This is a genomic window from Streptomyces sp. RG80, from assembly GCF_040446465.1.
Classification (GTDB): Bacteria; Actinomycetota; Actinomycetes; order Streptomycetales; family Streptomycetaceae; genus Streptomyces.
On sequence record NZ_JBEAAJ010000001.1, the window covers coordinates 614,174 to 629,161 of the forward strand.

The window sequence follows — 14,988 nt, forward strand, 5'->3', positions numbered from 1 at the left end:
TGCCATGGTAGGCGGAGCACATCACGGCTGCGCATGCCTGTGGATAACGCTCTGACCTGCCGGTTCTCGGCGAGGAGTGGATGAGTTAGCGGCAGGTGGGTCAGGAGCAGACCGTTCCCGCCGGCGGCACCTTCCCGTCCAGCAGATAACCGTTCACCGCGCTCTGCACGCACTTGTTCTTGCTGTCGTACGCGCCGTGCCCCTGCCCCTTGTACGTCAGCTCGACGCCGACGCCCTCGCCGAGCGCGTCCACCATCTTCCGCGCCCCCTCGTACGGGGTGGCCGGGTCGCCGGTGTTGCCCACGACGAGGATCGGTGCCGAGCCGGTCGCACTCACGTCGGGATGTTCGGCGGCGCCCGGCACCGCCCAGTCGGTGCAGCCGACCATCCCCCACGCCAGATAGTCGCCGAAGATCGGCGAGGCGGACCGGAACTCGGGCAGCTTCCGTGCCACGTACTCCTCGGTGTGACGAGGCTTGTCGTCGGCGCAGTTGATGGCGATGTTGGCCGCGGTGAGGTTGCTGTACTGACCGTCCTCGTTGCGGCCGTTCATGGAGTCGGCGAGCAGCATCAGCACCCGGCCGTCCCCGTCGTACGCCTGCTCCAGGCCCTCGGTGAGGTACTCCCAGAAGTCCTGTGAGTAAAGGGACTGGGCGATGCCGCTGGTCGCGGCGGTCTGGGTCAGCTCGCGCAGGCCGAGACCGGGGAGCGGGGTGCGGTCGAGGTCCTTGAGCAGCTTGGCGATGCGGTCCTGGACGTCCTGTGCGCTGTCGCCGATCGGACAGTCCTCGGTCTGCGACACACAGTGCTCGGCGAAGTTGTCGAGCGCGAGCTGGAAGCCCTTCGCCTGCGCGAGCGAGCCCTGCTCCGAGTCCTCGGTCGGGTCGACGACCGCGTCGAAGACGGCGCGGCCCACCTTCTTGGGGAACAGGTGGGCGTAGACGCCGCCGAGTTCGGTGCCGTAGGAGATGCCGAAGTAGTGCAGCTGCTCGTCGCCGAGGACCTGGCGCATCAGGTCCATGTCGCGGGCCGCGTCGGTGGTGCGCACGTGGGGGAGCACCTTCTCGGAGTTGTCCTCGCAGGCGGCGTTGAACTCCTTGGTGTCGGCCAGGAGCTTGGCGCGCTCGGCCGCGTCGTCGGGGGTCGCGTCCTGCTGGAAGTACGCGTCGAGCTGGAGTTCGTTCAGGCACTCGACGGGCGCGCTGCGGCCCACCCCGCGCGGGTCGAAGCTCACCAGGTCGTAGCGGGTGCGCAGTTTCGCGTAGTCCTCGCCGAAGGCGGGCAGCGTGGTGACGCCCGAGCCGCCGGGGCCGCCGAAGTTGAAGACGAGCGAGCCGATGCGCTTGCTCTCGTCGCCGCTGGCCTTCGCCCGGATCAGCGCGAGCCCGATCTTGTCGCCCTTGGGCTTGTTCCAGTCGAGGGGGGCCTTCAGCGTGGCGCACTGCCACGTGTCGCCGTTCGGCAGAGGTGACGGGGCGTCACCGCCGCCCTCCGCCGCGGACGGTGCCGGACAGTCCTCCCAGCTCAGCTTCTGGGCCGTCACGTCCTGGTTCTCGGAGTCGTCGCCACAGCCCGCCAGGAGGGTGGACAGCAGGACGGCGGAGACGGCCAGGGCAGGGACGCGCAGGCGGAGAGGGTTCGGCATGGTCCCATCCTGCGGTGGGGCATCCCGGGCCGCTCGGGGCACGGGCCGTACGAGGTACGCGCGCGTGCGGTGACGCGACCGCACGCGCGCGGTGTCCTACAGCGCGCCCTTGCGGGTCAGGTGGTTGAAGGCCAGCCAGCCCGGCAGCACCGGGATCCACAGTGTCAGCAGCCGGAACAGCAGCACGGCCGGTGCGGCGACCTCGCTCGGCAGTCCCACGGCGATCAGACCGACCGTCAGGGTGGCCTCCACCGCGCCCACACCGCCCGGCGTCGGGGCCGCCGAGCCGAGCGCGTTGCCGGCGAGGAAGACGACGGCGACGCTGGCGATGCTGATCGAGGAGCCCTCGGTGCCGAAGGCGCGGATCGAGGCGTCCAGGCACATCACGAAGCAGGCGGTCAGCAGGAGCATGCCGCCGATGCCGGTGAGGAGCTTCTGCGGCCGCTGGAGCACGTCGAGCATGCGGGGGATGACGCCCGCGAAGAGGGACCGCACGCGCGTGACGACGAACTTCCGCAGGAACGGCACCGAGGTGACGACCAGCACGAGCACCGCCACGGTCAGCAGACCGGCGATGACCGTCCTGGACGGCGACAGCGACGGCGTCTTCTCGGTGCCGGTCAGATAGCCGAAGGACAGCAGCATCAGGATGTGACAGCCGAGCCCGAACAGCTGCGAGGCGCCGACACTGGCCACCGCGAGCCCGGGCCGCACCCCCTGGCGCTGGAGGAAGCGCGTGTTGAGGGCGACGCCGCCCACCGCGGCCGGCGCGACGATCTTCACGAACGACCCCGCGACCTGCGCCCCCACGGTCCGCACGAACGGCACCCGCTCGGGCACGAACCCCAGCAGCGCCATCGCCGCCGCGAAGTAGCTCGCCGCCGAGAACAGCACGGCCGCGGCGACCCAGCCCCACTCGGCGTTCTGGATGAGCGGGCCGAACTCGATGTGGGTGAGCTGCGTCAGCAGGAAGTACGCGCCGATGGCACCGGCGATGAAGCTGATCAGCGTCCGCGGCCGCACCCGTTCCAGACGAGCCGGTTCGACGGGCGCCTGCGGCCTGATCAGCAGCACCTCGTGGCGGATCTGGGTGAGGAGGTCCTCCTCGCGGGCCTCCTCGAGCGCCTCGTCGATGGCCCGTTTCTCGGCCCGCGCCTCCGCGCGTACGGCCTTCTTGTCGGGCTTCTCGAGCGTGGGCCTGGCGTCTTCGTGGGTTTCCTCGAGCTTGGCCTGCTTGGCCTGCCGGGAGGCCTCCAGGATCGCGTCGCGTTCGCGCTGGGCGCGTTCCCGGGCCAGTGCGCGCAACGTCGCGCGCGTGGAGCGGCTGAGCGCGATGGGCTGGAGCATCGGCAGACAGTCGGCCACGGCGTCGGGGCCGAGCACGTTCACCGCCGCTGCCACCGCGCGCTCGGCGCCCACGCGCAGGCCGAGTGTCACCAGGAGTTGGGAGATGTCCATGCGCAGCAGCAGGTCGCCGGCCGCGATCTCGCCGACCCGCAGATCGGTGAGGATCACGGTGCCGGAACGATCCACCAGAATCGCGTCGCCCACCAGGCGCCGGTGCGCGATGCGCCGGGACTGCAGGGCCCGCACCTGGTGCCAGGTGTCGCGCAGCAGCTCGTCGGTGATGTCCTCGTCCGGCAGCGAGTCGAGGGTGCGGCCGCCGGTGTGCTCGTAGACGAGCATCACGGCGTCGGGGCCGAGCTCGGAGGTCGCGATGAGCTTGGGGGCGTTGGCGCCGGCCGCGATGGCCGCGTAGGCGAGCAGGGCCTCCTGTTCCAGGGCCTGGCGCAGGGAGGGCAGGCTGCTGCGGGTGGCGAAGCCGCGCAGGGTCAGATTGCGCCACGCGCGGTAGAAGAAACCCTGCGCCTGCTGTTCCCGGTCGACGACCGTCACGTCCAGCGGTGGGCCGTCCTCCAGGGTGACGAAGTAGCGCCGGCCGCGGTCGCCGGTCTCCGGCGTCTCCGCGACCTCCTCACGGGCCGCGCTCACCGGGTGGAAGCCGACGTGCCTGAGGCCCGCCATCAGCGTCCGTCCGGTGGGCTGGACGTTGGGTGAGCCGACCGCGTAGAGCGTGCCGTAGGCGACGGTCCAGCCGATCAGCACCGTCAGGATGATCGAGAACGGCGTCGTGTAGCCGGTGACGAGCATCGAGAAGGCGTCGAGCATCAGCACGATCCACAGCACCGCGCGCCAGCGCGGCCGACGCGACATGCCGACCGCCGTCATGTACGCGATGACCGGCGCGAGATAGCCGTGCACCGGGTCGGTGAGGGCGTGGATGTCACCCGGGGAGGGCTGGGTGAGGGCTTCCTGGATCGAGTCGGGTGCGGCCTTGGCGACCCACAGGTCGGTGGCGAGGGTCACTCCGTGCGCGAGGACGGCCGCGAGCACGCCGTCGGCGATGCGCAGCCCGTCACGCTTGATCAGCCGCTCGATCGCGAAGGCGACCGGTACCAGCAGGATCGCGATGCTGGAGGCCAGGCCGGCGATCTTGATGAGCAGGTCGGGCGCCTGTCCGGTGCCCTTGTTGATGTCCTGTTCCAGGCCCGAGGTGGTGCCGTGCGCGAACGCGGCGATAGCCAGCAGGATCACCACCGCCAGCACCCCGACCAGCAGCCGCATGAGGTCCGAGGGGCGGTGCACGCGCGCGGGGAGGAGGGGTTCGTCGCCCTCGACCTCGTCGGTGTGCGTCTCGTCGTCGAAGTCCGTCGGCGGGGTCGCCGTCTCGTCCCTGTCGCCGGTGTCCGACACCGGCTTGTCGTCCTCGTCGTCGGTGCCCGGGCGCGACGAAGCGTCAGAGGTGCTCTCCGCGCCCTCCGGGTGCACGCCCTGTTGCTTCATCGTCTCTTCTTGATCTCGTATCACCGGTCACCGCCCGCACGATGGTGGCATGCTCCACCGACACACGGGGGCATCAGGGTGCAAACGCGGGGGCGCACAGTCTGCCGGAAGGGCCGCTCCGGGGCGAGGGATACGCACGGTGGCCAGCGCGTCACATTGTCGGTGGGGTGGGGCAGGATGGGACGGATGAGCGACGAGAGCCTCCCGCGCGACGCCTTGCCGGAGTACGCCGAGCGGGTTCTGGAAGTGGCCGAACTCATCCCGCCCGGGCGCGTCATGACGTACGGCGATGTGGCCGAGTGGCTGGAGGAGGGTGGCCCGCGCCAGGTGGGCCGGGTGATGGCCCTGTACGGGGGAGCGGTGCCGTGGTGGCGGGTCGTGCGCTCGGACGGCGTGCTGCTCCCCGGACACGAGCTGCGGGCGCTCGACCACTACCGGACCGAGGGCACGCCTCTGAAGACGGCGAGCAGGGCCGCCGAGGGCCATCTGCCACGGCTCGACATGAGACGGGCGCGATGGGACGGCGGCGAACGCGCGGAGGGTCACACCTGACAGCTTCCGCCATCGGACGGGTCCGGGGGCGGCCGGTGATCCGTCCGGGGGAAACGGGCCAAAGCGGGCACGTCGGTGGCATGCCGTACGTTCGTGGGGCGAGGGACGTACGGGTCGCGAGTGACGGACGGGAAGAACAGGAAGCCCTGCTTCCGCTCTGCTCGTCGGCGTAGCGTCGGCTGCACACGTCCCCCTCACCCCGCGACCACCGCCCTCCACGCGCAGTGGTCGGCCAACCAGCACACCCACCAGGACCGGCGAACCACGTGAGCTCCTCTTCCTCCACCAGGCGCCTGCCGCACCCCCAGGTGCGGCAGGGGAGCCGTGGCGCTTACCGACTGGTGCGTACCCCGCCGACCCGCGTGGTTCCCCCTCGTCTGGACGCCGCACAGCGCTCCGTGGTTGAGCACAAGGCCGGTCCGCTGCTCGTCCTCGCAGGTCCGGGCACCGGAAAGACCACCACGCTCGTGGAGTCCGTCGCGGCGAGGATCGCCCGGGGCGGTGACCCCGCGCGCGTGCTGGTGCTGACGTTCAGCCGCAAGGCGGCCGTCGAGCTGCGTGACCGCATGGCCCTGCGCATAGGAGCCGCCCGCGCGCCCCAGGCGACCACGTTCCACTCGTTCTGCTACGCCCTGGTCCGCGCCCACCAGGACAGCGACCTCTTTGTGGAGCCGCTCCGGCTGCTGTCCGGCCCCGAGCAGGACGTCGCCGTGCGCGAACTGCTCGCCGGTCAGCCCGACCTGGAGCGGCTCGGCCTCGCGCACGTTCGCTGGCCGGACGAACTGCGCGCCTGTCTGACCACGCGCGGCTTCGCCGACGAGGTCCGCGCGGTCCTCGCCCGCAGCCGTGAACTGGGCCTCGGCCCCGGCGCCCTGGAGGCCTTCGCGCGCCGCATCGGCCGCCCCGACTGGCGGGCCGCGGCCGCCTTCCTGGCCGAGTACCTCGACGTCCTCGACCTGCAGGGCGTGCTCGACTACGCCGAACTGGTCCACCGCGCGGTGCTGCTCGCCCACCGGACCGAGGTCGCCGAGCGGCTCGCCGCGCAGTACGACGCGGTGTTCGTGGACGAGTACCAGGACACGGACCCGGCCCAGGTGCGGCTCCTGCACGCCCTCGCCGGCGGCGGCCGCACCCTCGTCGCCTTCGGCGACCCCGACCAGTCCATCTACGCCTTCCGGGGCGCCGACGTGAACGGCATCCTGGACTTCCCGCAGGCCTTCCCACGCGTGGACGGCCGCCCCGCGCCCGTCGAGGTCCTGCGCACCTCCCGCCGCTCCGGCGCCGCCCTGCTCACCGCGACCCGCCTGCTGACCCAGCGCATGCCGCTGACCAGGCTCCCGGCCGAGAAGGTCCGCGCCCACCGCGAGCTCGCCCCGGTCCGGGAGGGCGGCGGCGTCGAGGTCTTCACGTACCCGACGCCCGGTACGGAAATGGACAACGTCGCCGACATCCTGCGCCGGGCGCATCTGGAGGACGGCGTTCCGTGGGGTGAGATGGCCGTACTCGTGCGTGCGGGCTCACGCACGATCCCGACGGTCCGCAGAGCTCTCACCTCGGCCGGGGTGCCCCTCGACATCGACGGCGACGACCTCCCACTGCGCCACGAACCGGCGGTGGCTCCCTTGCTGACGGCACTGCGTGCGGTGGCGGCCGCGGAGGCTTCGGTACGGGAGCCAGGCTCCGAGGAGGCCAGGGCTGACGCCCAGGAGCCCGCCGTAGAGGAGGCCGAGGAGACGGCCCCGTCCGGTGCCCCCGCCGAGGAGGCCTCCTCTGGTGCCCCGCAGCCCGACACCAGCTGGCTCGACGCCGAGACCGCCCTCGCTCTCCTCGCCTCCCCCCTCGCCGGTATGGACGCCGCCGATCTGCGCCGTCTGGGTCGCGCCCTGCGCGACGAGGAGCGGGCCGGCGGGAACCCGCTGCCGCCGCCCTCGGACGAACTGCTCGCGCGGGCGCTGGCCGAGCCGGAGCGGCTGGCCGTGCACGACCCCGTGTACGCGCGTGGCGCCCAGCGGCTGGGCGCACTGCTGCGCAAAGCCCGGGAGCGCCTCGCGGGCGGCGGCAGCGCCGAGGAGGCGCTCTGGGACCTGTGGGAGGGCACGCCGTGGCCCAACCGCCTGGAGCGGGCCGCCCGGCGCGGCGGTGCTGCGGGCCGAAACGCGGACCGCGATCTGGACGCCGTGTGCGCGCTGTTCGCGACCGCGGCCCGCGCGGAGGAACGCACCGGCGGCCGGGGCGCCCTGAACTTCCTGGAGGAGATCGACGCCGAGGACATCGCCGCCGACACGCTCACCCGGCGTGCCGTACGCCCCGACGCGGTCCGGCTGATGACGGCCCACCGCTCCAAGGGGCTGGAATGGCGCCTGGTCGTCGTGGCGGGCGTCCAGGAGGGCCTGTGGCCGGACCTGCGCCGCCGTGGCTCCCTCCTGGAGGCCGACCGCATCGGCCGCGACGGACTGGCCGAACCGCTCACCCCGGGAGCGCTGCTCGCCGAAGAGCGCCGCCTGTTCTACGTGGCCGCCACACGCGCGCGTGAGCGACTCGTCGTGACGGCGGTCAAGGCCCCCGCCGACGACGGCGACCAGCCCTCCCGCTTCCTCACCGAACTCGGCGTCGAGCCCAAGGACGTCACCGGCCGCCCCCGCCGCCCCCTGTCCGTCGCCGCGCTCGTCGCCGAACTCCGGGCCACGACCGTCGACCCGCGCGTCTCCGGCACCCTGAGGGAGGCCGCCGCCCGCCGGCTGGCCCGGCTCGCCGCGCTCGCCGACGAGGACGGCCGCCCGCTCGTCCCGTCCGCCCACCCCTACCGCTGGTGGGGCATGTACGAGCCGACCGAGAGCAAGGTGCCGCTGCGCGACCGCGACCAGCCGGTCGTGCTGTCCGGCAGCGCCCTCGACCAGCTCGCCAACACCTGCGCCCTCCAGTGGTTCCTGGGCCGCGAGGTGAAGGCCGACGCGCCCGCCACCGTCGCCCAGGGCTTCGGCAACGTCGTCCACGTCCTGGCGGACGAGGTCGCCTCCGGCCACACCCCGGCCGACCTCGCCGTCCTCATGGAGCGCCTCGACTCCGTGTGGAACGCGCTCGCCTTCGACGCGCCCTGGAAGTCGGCGCAGGAGAAGGAGAACGCGCGCGTGGCGCTCGAACGCTTCCTGAAGTGGCACGTGATGGACCGCACCGGACGCACCCCGGTCGCCAGCGAGCACGACTTCGACGTGACCCTCGAAGCGGGCGACTACGAGGTCCGCATCCGCGGCCAGATGGACCGGGTCGAGACCGATACCGAAGGCCGCGCCTACGTCGTCGACTTCAAGACCGGCAAGCAGGCGCCCACCGCGCGCGAGGTCGAACACCATCCGCAGCTCGCGGTCTACCAGCTGGCCGTCCGCGAGGGCGCGGTCGACGAGGCCTTCGACGGCGTACGCCCGGAGCCGGGCGGCGCCGAACTCGTCCAGCTGCGCCAGGGCGCCGCCAAACGGGACGGCGGCGAGACCCTTCCCAAGGTGCAGGCTCAGGAGCCGCTGGAGGGGGAGTGGGTCGGCGACCTGCTCGCCACGGCGGCGGGCAAGGTGCTCGACGAGCGGTTCACACCGAGCGCCGGGCAGCACTGCACGCACTGCGCGTTCCGGGCCTCCTGCAGCGCCCGGCCCGAGGGGCGGCACGTCGTCGAGTGAGCGTACGGGTGTGATCGGTTGCACCACCCGTGCTGACCTGCGCTTCTCGCGGCCCGGAGGCGCACCGCAGAGCGATTCGTCCTCGACTGTCAGTGGGCGCCGCTAGCCTCTCCGACATGCCCGCCCGTATCACCGATCCCGATCAGCTCAAGGAGCTCCTCGGTATCCCGTTCACCCCCGAGCAGACGGCCTGCATCGTCGCGCCGCCCGCCCCGCAGGTGATCGTGGCCGGTGCCGGCTCGGGCAAGACGACGGTGATGGCGGCCCGCGTGGTGTGGCTGGTCGGAACCGGCCAGGTCGCCCCCGAACAGGTCCTCGGCCTCACCTTCACCAACAAGGCCGCCGGCGAACTCGCCGAGCGCGTCCGCAAGGCACTCGTCAAGGCCGGCGTCACCGACCCCGACGTCATCGACCCGGACAACCCGCCGGGCGAGCCGGTCATCTCCACGTACCACGCCTTCGCGGGCCGCCTGCTGACCGACCACGGCCTGCGCATCGGCCTCGAGCCGACCTCCCGGCTGCTCGCCGACGCCACCCGCTACCAGCTCGCCGCGCGCGTGCTGCGCGAAGCCCCCGGCCCCTACCCGGCGCTGACCCGCTCCTTCCCGGACCTCGTCGGCGACCTCCTCACCCTCGACGCCGAGCTCGCCGAACACCTCGTACGGCCGGAGGCACTGCGGGCGTACGACGCCGAGCTGCTGCTCGGCCTCCAGGGCGCGAAACTCACCAACGCCGACCTGCGCAAGGTCCCCGAGGCGGCCGCCGCGCGCCGCGAGCTCGCCGAGCTGGTGGTCCGCTACCGGGCCGCCAAGCGCGAGCGCGACCTGCTCGACTTCGGCGACCAGATCGCCCTGTCCGCCGAGCTCGCCCAGATCCCCGAAGTGGGCCGCATCCTGCGCGACGAGTTCCGCGTGGTGCTGCTCGACGAGTACCAGGACACGTCGGTCGCCCAGCGCATCCTTTTGGCGGGCCTGTTCGGCGAGGGCACCGGCCACCCGGTGACCGCGGTCGGCGACCCCTGTCAGGCGATCTACGGCTGGCGCGGAGCCTCCGTCGCCAACCTCGACGACTTCCCGGAGCACTTCGCCCACCCCGACGGCCACCTGGCCACCCGTCAGTCGCTCAGCGAGAACCGCCGCAGCGGGGGCCGCCTCCTCGACCTCGCCAACGGCCTCGCCGAGCCCCTGCGCGCCATGCACGCGGGCGTGGAGGCCCTCCGCCCGGCCCCCGGCGCCGAGCGCGACGGCTTGGTGCGGTGCGCGCTGCTGGCCACCCACGCGGAGGAGATCGACTGGATCGCCGACTCGGTCGCCCACCTCGTACGGACCGGCAAGGCGCCTGCCGAGATCGCCGTGCTGTGCCGTACGGCGACCGACTTCGCCGAGATCCAGGGCGCGTTGGTCGCCCGGGACATCCCCGTCGAGGTGGTCGGCCTCTCCGGTCTGCTGCACCTGCCCGAGGTCGCCGACCTGGTCGCCGTCTGCGAGGTCCTCCAGGACCCCGGCGCCAACGCCTCCCTGGTCCGGCTGCTGACCGGCCCCCGCTGGCGCATCGGCCCGCGCGACCTCGCCCTCCTGGGGCGCCGCGCCCGGCTGCTGGTGGCCCACGCGCGCGTGGACGCGGGCGACGACCGGGACCGGCGGCTCGCGGAAGCCGTCGAGGGGGTCGATCCGTCCGAGGTGATATCGCTGGCGGACGCCCTGGACACGTTCCTGGAGACACCCCTGTACGAAGCGGCCGGCGACGGGGACGACGACGGACTGCCGTTCTCGCCGGACGCGCGCGTGCGGTTCGCGCGGCTGGCGACCGAACTGCGCGACCTGCGCAGGTCGCTCTCCGATCCGCTGATGGACGTCCTGCACCGCGTCCTCGCCGTCACCGGCCTGGAGGTGGAGCTGTCGGCGTCCCCGCATGCCCTGGCCGCGCGCCGCCGCGAGACCCTGTCCAACTTCCTGGACATCGCCGCCTCCTTCGCCGCGGGCGACGGCGAGGCGACCCTGCTGGCCTTCCTGGGCTTCCTGCGGACCGCCGCCCAGTACGAGAAGGGTCTCGACAACGCCCTGCCCGGCGGCGAGAACACCGTCAAGGTGCTCACCGCGCACAAGTCCAAGGGCCTGGAGTGGGACGTCGTCGCCGTACCCGGCCTCGTCACCGGCACCTTCCCCAGCACCCAGGGCCGCGAGAAGTGGACCGCGCAGGGCAAGGTGCTGCCGCACGAGCTGCGCGGCGACGCGGCCACCCTGCCGGACGTCGAGGGCTGGGACGCGCGCGGCCTGAAGGCCTTCCAGGAGGCCATGAAGGACCACCAGCACACCGAGGAGCTCCGCCTCGGCTACGTCACCTTCACCCGCCCCCGCTCCCTCCTCCTCGGCTCCGGCCACTGGTGGGGCCCCGCCCAGAAGAGGCCCCGCGGCCCGTCCGACTTCCTCCAGGCCCTCTACGACCACTGCGAGGCCGGCCACGGCGAGATCGAGGCATGGGCGGACGAACCCGCCGAGGACGAGGAGAACCCGGCCCTGCACCGGGCCACCGCCGACCAGGTCTGGCCCCTGCCCCTCGACGACATGTCCCTGGCCCGCCGCCGCGCCGCCGCCGAGACGGTCCTCGCCCACCTGGAGCACCTCGCCTCCCACCCGGACGGCCACCCCGCAGCCGAGCACGACCCGGACACCTACGACGACCCCGACTGGCCACCGCCACCCGAGGACGACGAACCTCCCTACGACGACGAGGCCTTCCCCGACGAACCCGACGGACTCGGGGGATCCGAGGGATCCGAGGGATCCGAGGGCCTGGACGATCCCGATGGCCCCTACGGTCCCGACGCTCACGACTCCAGCGACTGGGACGCGTGGACGGCGGACCGCCCGACGGTCCCGCACCAGGCGGCGGCACCGGACACCGGCGGCACGCAGCACGCGCGTGCCCACGCGCCGGAACCCGACCCGGAAGCCGAGCCCGTCCGCACCCGCCTCACCCCCGAGGAGGCTCGCACCCTCGCCTCCTGGGACCGCGACCTCGACGCCCTCACCGGCGAGCTCCTGCGCGCGCGGGCGGCCGTCACCGACGTACCCCTGCCCGCCTCGCTCACCGCCTCCCAGCTGCTGCGGCTGGCCGCCGACCCGGACGGGTTCGCGCAGGAACTCGCGCGCCCCATGCCGCGCCCCCCACAACCCGCCGCGCGCCGAGGCACCCGGTTCCACGCATGGGTGGAAGCCCGCTTCGAAGCGCTGACGCTGCCCATGCTGGAGCCCGAGGAACTGCCCGGCAGCGAAGCCGAGATCGAGGACGAGCGCGATCTGGAGGCCCTCAAGGACGCCTTCGAACGCACCGAGTACGCCCACCGCACGCCCCACCGCGTCGAGGCGCCCTTCCAGCTCTCCATCGCCGGCCGGGTGGTGCGGGGCCGTATCGACGCCGTCTACAAGCAGGGCGACGGCGAGACAGCGACGTACGAGATCGTGGACTGGAAGACCAGCCGGGACCGCACCGCCGACCCGCTCCAGCTCGCCCTGTACCGGGTCGCCTGGGCCGAGCAGCAGGGGGTGCCCCTGGAGTCGGTGACGGCCGCGTTCCTGTACGTCCGCAACGGCGAGGTGGTGCGGCCCGGCGACCTCGCGGACCGGCGTGCGCTGGAGCGGCTGCTGCTGGAGGAGCCCTCCGCGCCAGCAAACTGTGAGGAACCGCCCACCGAGGATGTCGGTGCGGGCCGATAGGCTCGTGACCATGAGCCAGCCCGTTGACAGTGCAGTCAGCGCCGTCCGTACGTACATCGAGCAGCACCGCAGCGCCTTCCTCGGCGACCTCACCGAGTGGCTGCGCATCCCCTCCGTGTCGGCCCAGCCCGACCACGCGCCCGACGTACGCCGCAGCGCCGACTGGCTCGCCGCCAGACTCCGGGAGACCGGCTTCCCGACCACCGAGGTCTGGGAGACGCCCGGCGCCCCCGCCGTCTTCGCCGAATGGCCCTCCGACGTCCCCGGGGCGCCCACGGTCCTGGTCTACGGCCATCACGACGTGCAGCCCGCCGCCCTGGAGGACGGCTGGGACAGCGAGCCCTTCGAGCCGGTCGTCCGCGAGAACCGGCTCTACGCGCGCGGGGCGGCCGACGACAAGGGCCAGGTGTTCTTCCACACACTCGGCGTCCGCGCCCACCTCGCCGCCACCGGCCGCACCACCCCGGCCGTGAACCTCAAGCTGCTGATCGAGGGCGAGGAGGAGTCCGGCTCCCCGCACTTCCGCGCCCTCGTCGAGGAGCGCGCGCAGCGGCTCGCCGCCGACGCCGTGATCGTCTCCGACACCGGCATGTGGGCCGAGGACACCCCCACCGTCTGCACCGGGATGCGCGGCCTCGCCGAGTGCGAGATCCGGCTGTACGGACCCGACCAGGACATCCACTCCGGTTCCTTCGGCGGCGCCGTCCCCAACCCGGCTACCGCCGTGGCCCACCTGGTCGCCGCCCTGCACGACGAGCACGCACGCGTGGCCGTCCCCGGCTTCTACGACGGCGTCGTCGAGCTGACCGACCGCGAGCGCGAGCTCTTCGCCGAACTGCCCTTCGACGAGCAACAGTGGCTGCGCACCGCCAAGTCGTACGCCGTCCGGGGCGAGGCCGGGCACACCACCCTGGAGCGCGTCTGGGCCCGCCCCACGGCCGAGGTCAACGGCATCGGCGGCGGCTACCAGGGCCCCGGCAGCAAGACGATCATCCCGTCCTCGGCCATGGTGAAGCTGTCGTTCCGCCTCGTCGCCGGACAGGACCCCGACCACGTCGAGAAGGCCGTCCGCGCCTGGGTCGCCGACCAGGTGCCCGCCGGGATCCGCTGCGAGATCACGTTCGGCTCGGCCACGCGCCCGTGTCTGACCCCGCTGGACCACCCGGCGCTCCAGTCCGTGGTCCGCGCCATGGGCCGCGCCTTCGAAAAGCCCGTCCGCTTCACCCGCGAGGGCGGCTCGGGGCCGGCCGCCGACCTCCAGGAAGTGCTCGGCGCCCCCGTGCTGTTCCTCGGCATCTCCGTGCCCTCCGACGGCTGGCACGCGCCGAACGAGAAGGTCGAACTCGACCTGCTCCTCAAGGGCGTCGAGACCACCGCGTACCTGTGGGCGGACCTCGCGGAGCACTGGCGGCATGCGCCCTGATCACCCCGAGGCGTCCGGAGCGGAGCGGAGCGCGGGGCAGACCGGAAGAGCTGCCCCGTACCGCCGAACACCGGACACGGTCGCCTCCCGTCGTACGTCCCGCCGAACCGCCCGTCGCAACAATCCGTTCCACCGGGGGAGTTGGAAGCACCCGTGACCACCTGGACCGACCACACCGCCGATCGACCCATCTCGCTCACCGCCCCCAGCGGCATCGACCGGGCCGCCCACCACCGGCTCGACGAGGCCTGGCTCGCGGCGGCGTGGAGCCACCCCACGACCCGCTGCTTCGTGGTCTCCGGCGGTCAGGTCCTCATCGACGAGACGGCCGACGGCCGTACCGAACTGCTCATGACGCCCGCCTTCGAGGCCCCGCTCACCGAGGCGCACCGCTACTTCCTCGGCATCGACGACGACGGCGTCAGCTACTTCGCCCTCCAGAAGGACGCCCTGCCCGGCCGCATCGACCAGTCCGCCCGCCCGGCGGGCCTGCGCGAGGCCGGCCTGCTGCTGTCACCGCGCGAGGCGGGCCTGATGGTGCACGCGGTCGGCCTGGAGAACTGGCAGCGCACCCACCGCTTCTGCTCCCGCTGCGGCGAGCGCACCGTCATCGCCGCCGCGGGTCACATCCGCCGCTGCCAGGCCTGTGGTGCCGAGCACTACCCGCGCACCGACCCCGCCGTGATCATGGCCGTCACCGACGAGGACGACCGGATCCTGCTCGGCCGCCAGGTCCACTGGCCCGAGGGGCGGTTCTCGACGCTCGCCGGCTTCGTCGAGCCCGGCGAGTCCATCGAGCAGGCGGTGCGCCGCGAGGTGTTCGAGGAGGCCGGCGTCACCGTCGGCCAGGTCGAGTACATCGCGAGCCAGCCCTGGCCGTTCCCGTCCAGCCTCATGCTCGGCTTCCTCGCCCGCGCCACCTCCACCGAGATCAACGTCGACGGCGACGAGATCAGCGAGGCCCGCTGGTTCTCCCGCGACGAGCTGGGCGCCGCCTTCGACTCCGGCGAGGTCCTGCCGCCGTACGGCATCTCGATCGCGGCCCGTCTGATCGAGCTCTGGTACGGCAAGCCGCTGCCGACGCGCAGCGTGTGACGACACGTGAGAGGGGCCGCTCCCGACCGGGAGCGGCCCCTCTCA

At 72.8% G+C, this 14,988-nt stretch carries 7 protein-coding genes; 5 read left to right on the plus strand and 2 right to left on the minus strand.

What is annotated here, in order from left to right:
• Positions 1-100: 100 nt before the first annotated feature.
• Positions 101-1,645, minus strand: a complete 1,545-nt coding sequence (locus ABKA17_RS02930; RefSeq protein WP_353690210.1) for an alpha/beta hydrolase — start codon at positions 1,643-1,645, stop codon at positions 101-103.
• Between the two features lie 96 nt (positions 1,646-1,741).
• Entirely contained in the window at positions 1,742-4,489 is a 2,748-nt protein-coding gene (locus ABKA17_RS02935) for a lysylphosphatidylglycerol synthase domain-containing protein (protein ID WP_353690211.1), read from the minus strand.
• Between the two features lie 186 nt (positions 4,490-4,675).
• On the opposite strand from ABKA17_RS02935, the gene ABKA17_RS02940 reads away from it, so the two are divergent.
• From ABKA17_RS02940 to nudC, 5 genes are all read left to right on the plus strand, one after another.
• A complete protein-coding gene (locus ABKA17_RS02940) occupies positions 4,676-5,041 on the plus strand; it encodes an MGMT family protein (protein ID WP_353690212.1) in 366 nt (121 codons plus the stop codon).
• Positions 5,042-5,307: 266 nt separating this feature from the next.
• The gene (locus ABKA17_RS02945) at positions 5,308-8,709 is read left to right on the plus strand and encodes an ATP-dependent helicase (RefSeq protein ID WP_353690213.1); all 3,402 of its coding nucleotides are present in this window, start codon (positions 5,308-5,310) and stop codon (positions 8,707-8,709) included.
• Between the two features lie 116 nt (positions 8,710-8,825).
• Positions 8,826-12,425: a UvrD-helicase domain-containing protein gene (locus tag ABKA17_RS02950; RefSeq protein WP_353690214.1), complete on the plus strand. Its 3,600-nt coding sequence runs from the start codon at positions 8,826-8,828 to the stop codon at positions 12,423-12,425.
• 10 nt (positions 12,426-12,435) lie between these two features.
• The gene (locus ABKA17_RS02955) at positions 12,436-13,848 is read left to right on the plus strand and encodes a dipeptidase (RefSeq protein WP_353690215.1); all 1,413 of its coding nucleotides are present in this window, start codon (positions 12,436-12,438) and stop codon (positions 13,846-13,848) included.
• A gap of 153 nt (positions 13,849-14,001) precedes the next feature.
• Entirely contained in the window at positions 14,002-14,943 is a 942-nt protein-coding gene (gene nudC, locus ABKA17_RS02960) for an NAD(+) diphosphatase (RefSeq protein ID WP_353690216.1), read from the plus strand.
• Positions 14,944-14,988: the final 45 nt, after the last annotated feature.

Coding starts and splice junctions, on each gene's coding strand:
- ABKA17_RS02930 (WP_353690210.1), bottom strand. CDS start 1,645: ATGCCGAACCCTCTCCGCCTGCGCGTCCCTGCCCTGGCCGTCTCCGCC.
- ABKA17_RS02935 (WP_353690211.1), bottom strand. CDS start 4,489: ATGAAGCAACAGGGCGTGCACCCGGAGGGCGCGGAGAGCACCTCTGAC.
- ABKA17_RS02940 (WP_353690212.1), top strand. CDS start 4,676: ATGAGCGACGAGAGCCTCCCGCGCGACGCCTTGCCGGAGTACGCCGAG.
- ABKA17_RS02950 (WP_353690214.1), top strand. CDS start 8,826: ATGCCCGCCCGTATCACCGATCCCGATCAGCTCAAGGAGCTCCTCGGT.
- ABKA17_RS02955 (WP_353690215.1), top strand. CDS start 12,436: ATGAGCCAGCCCGTTGACAGTGCAGTCAGCGCCGTCCGTACGTACATC.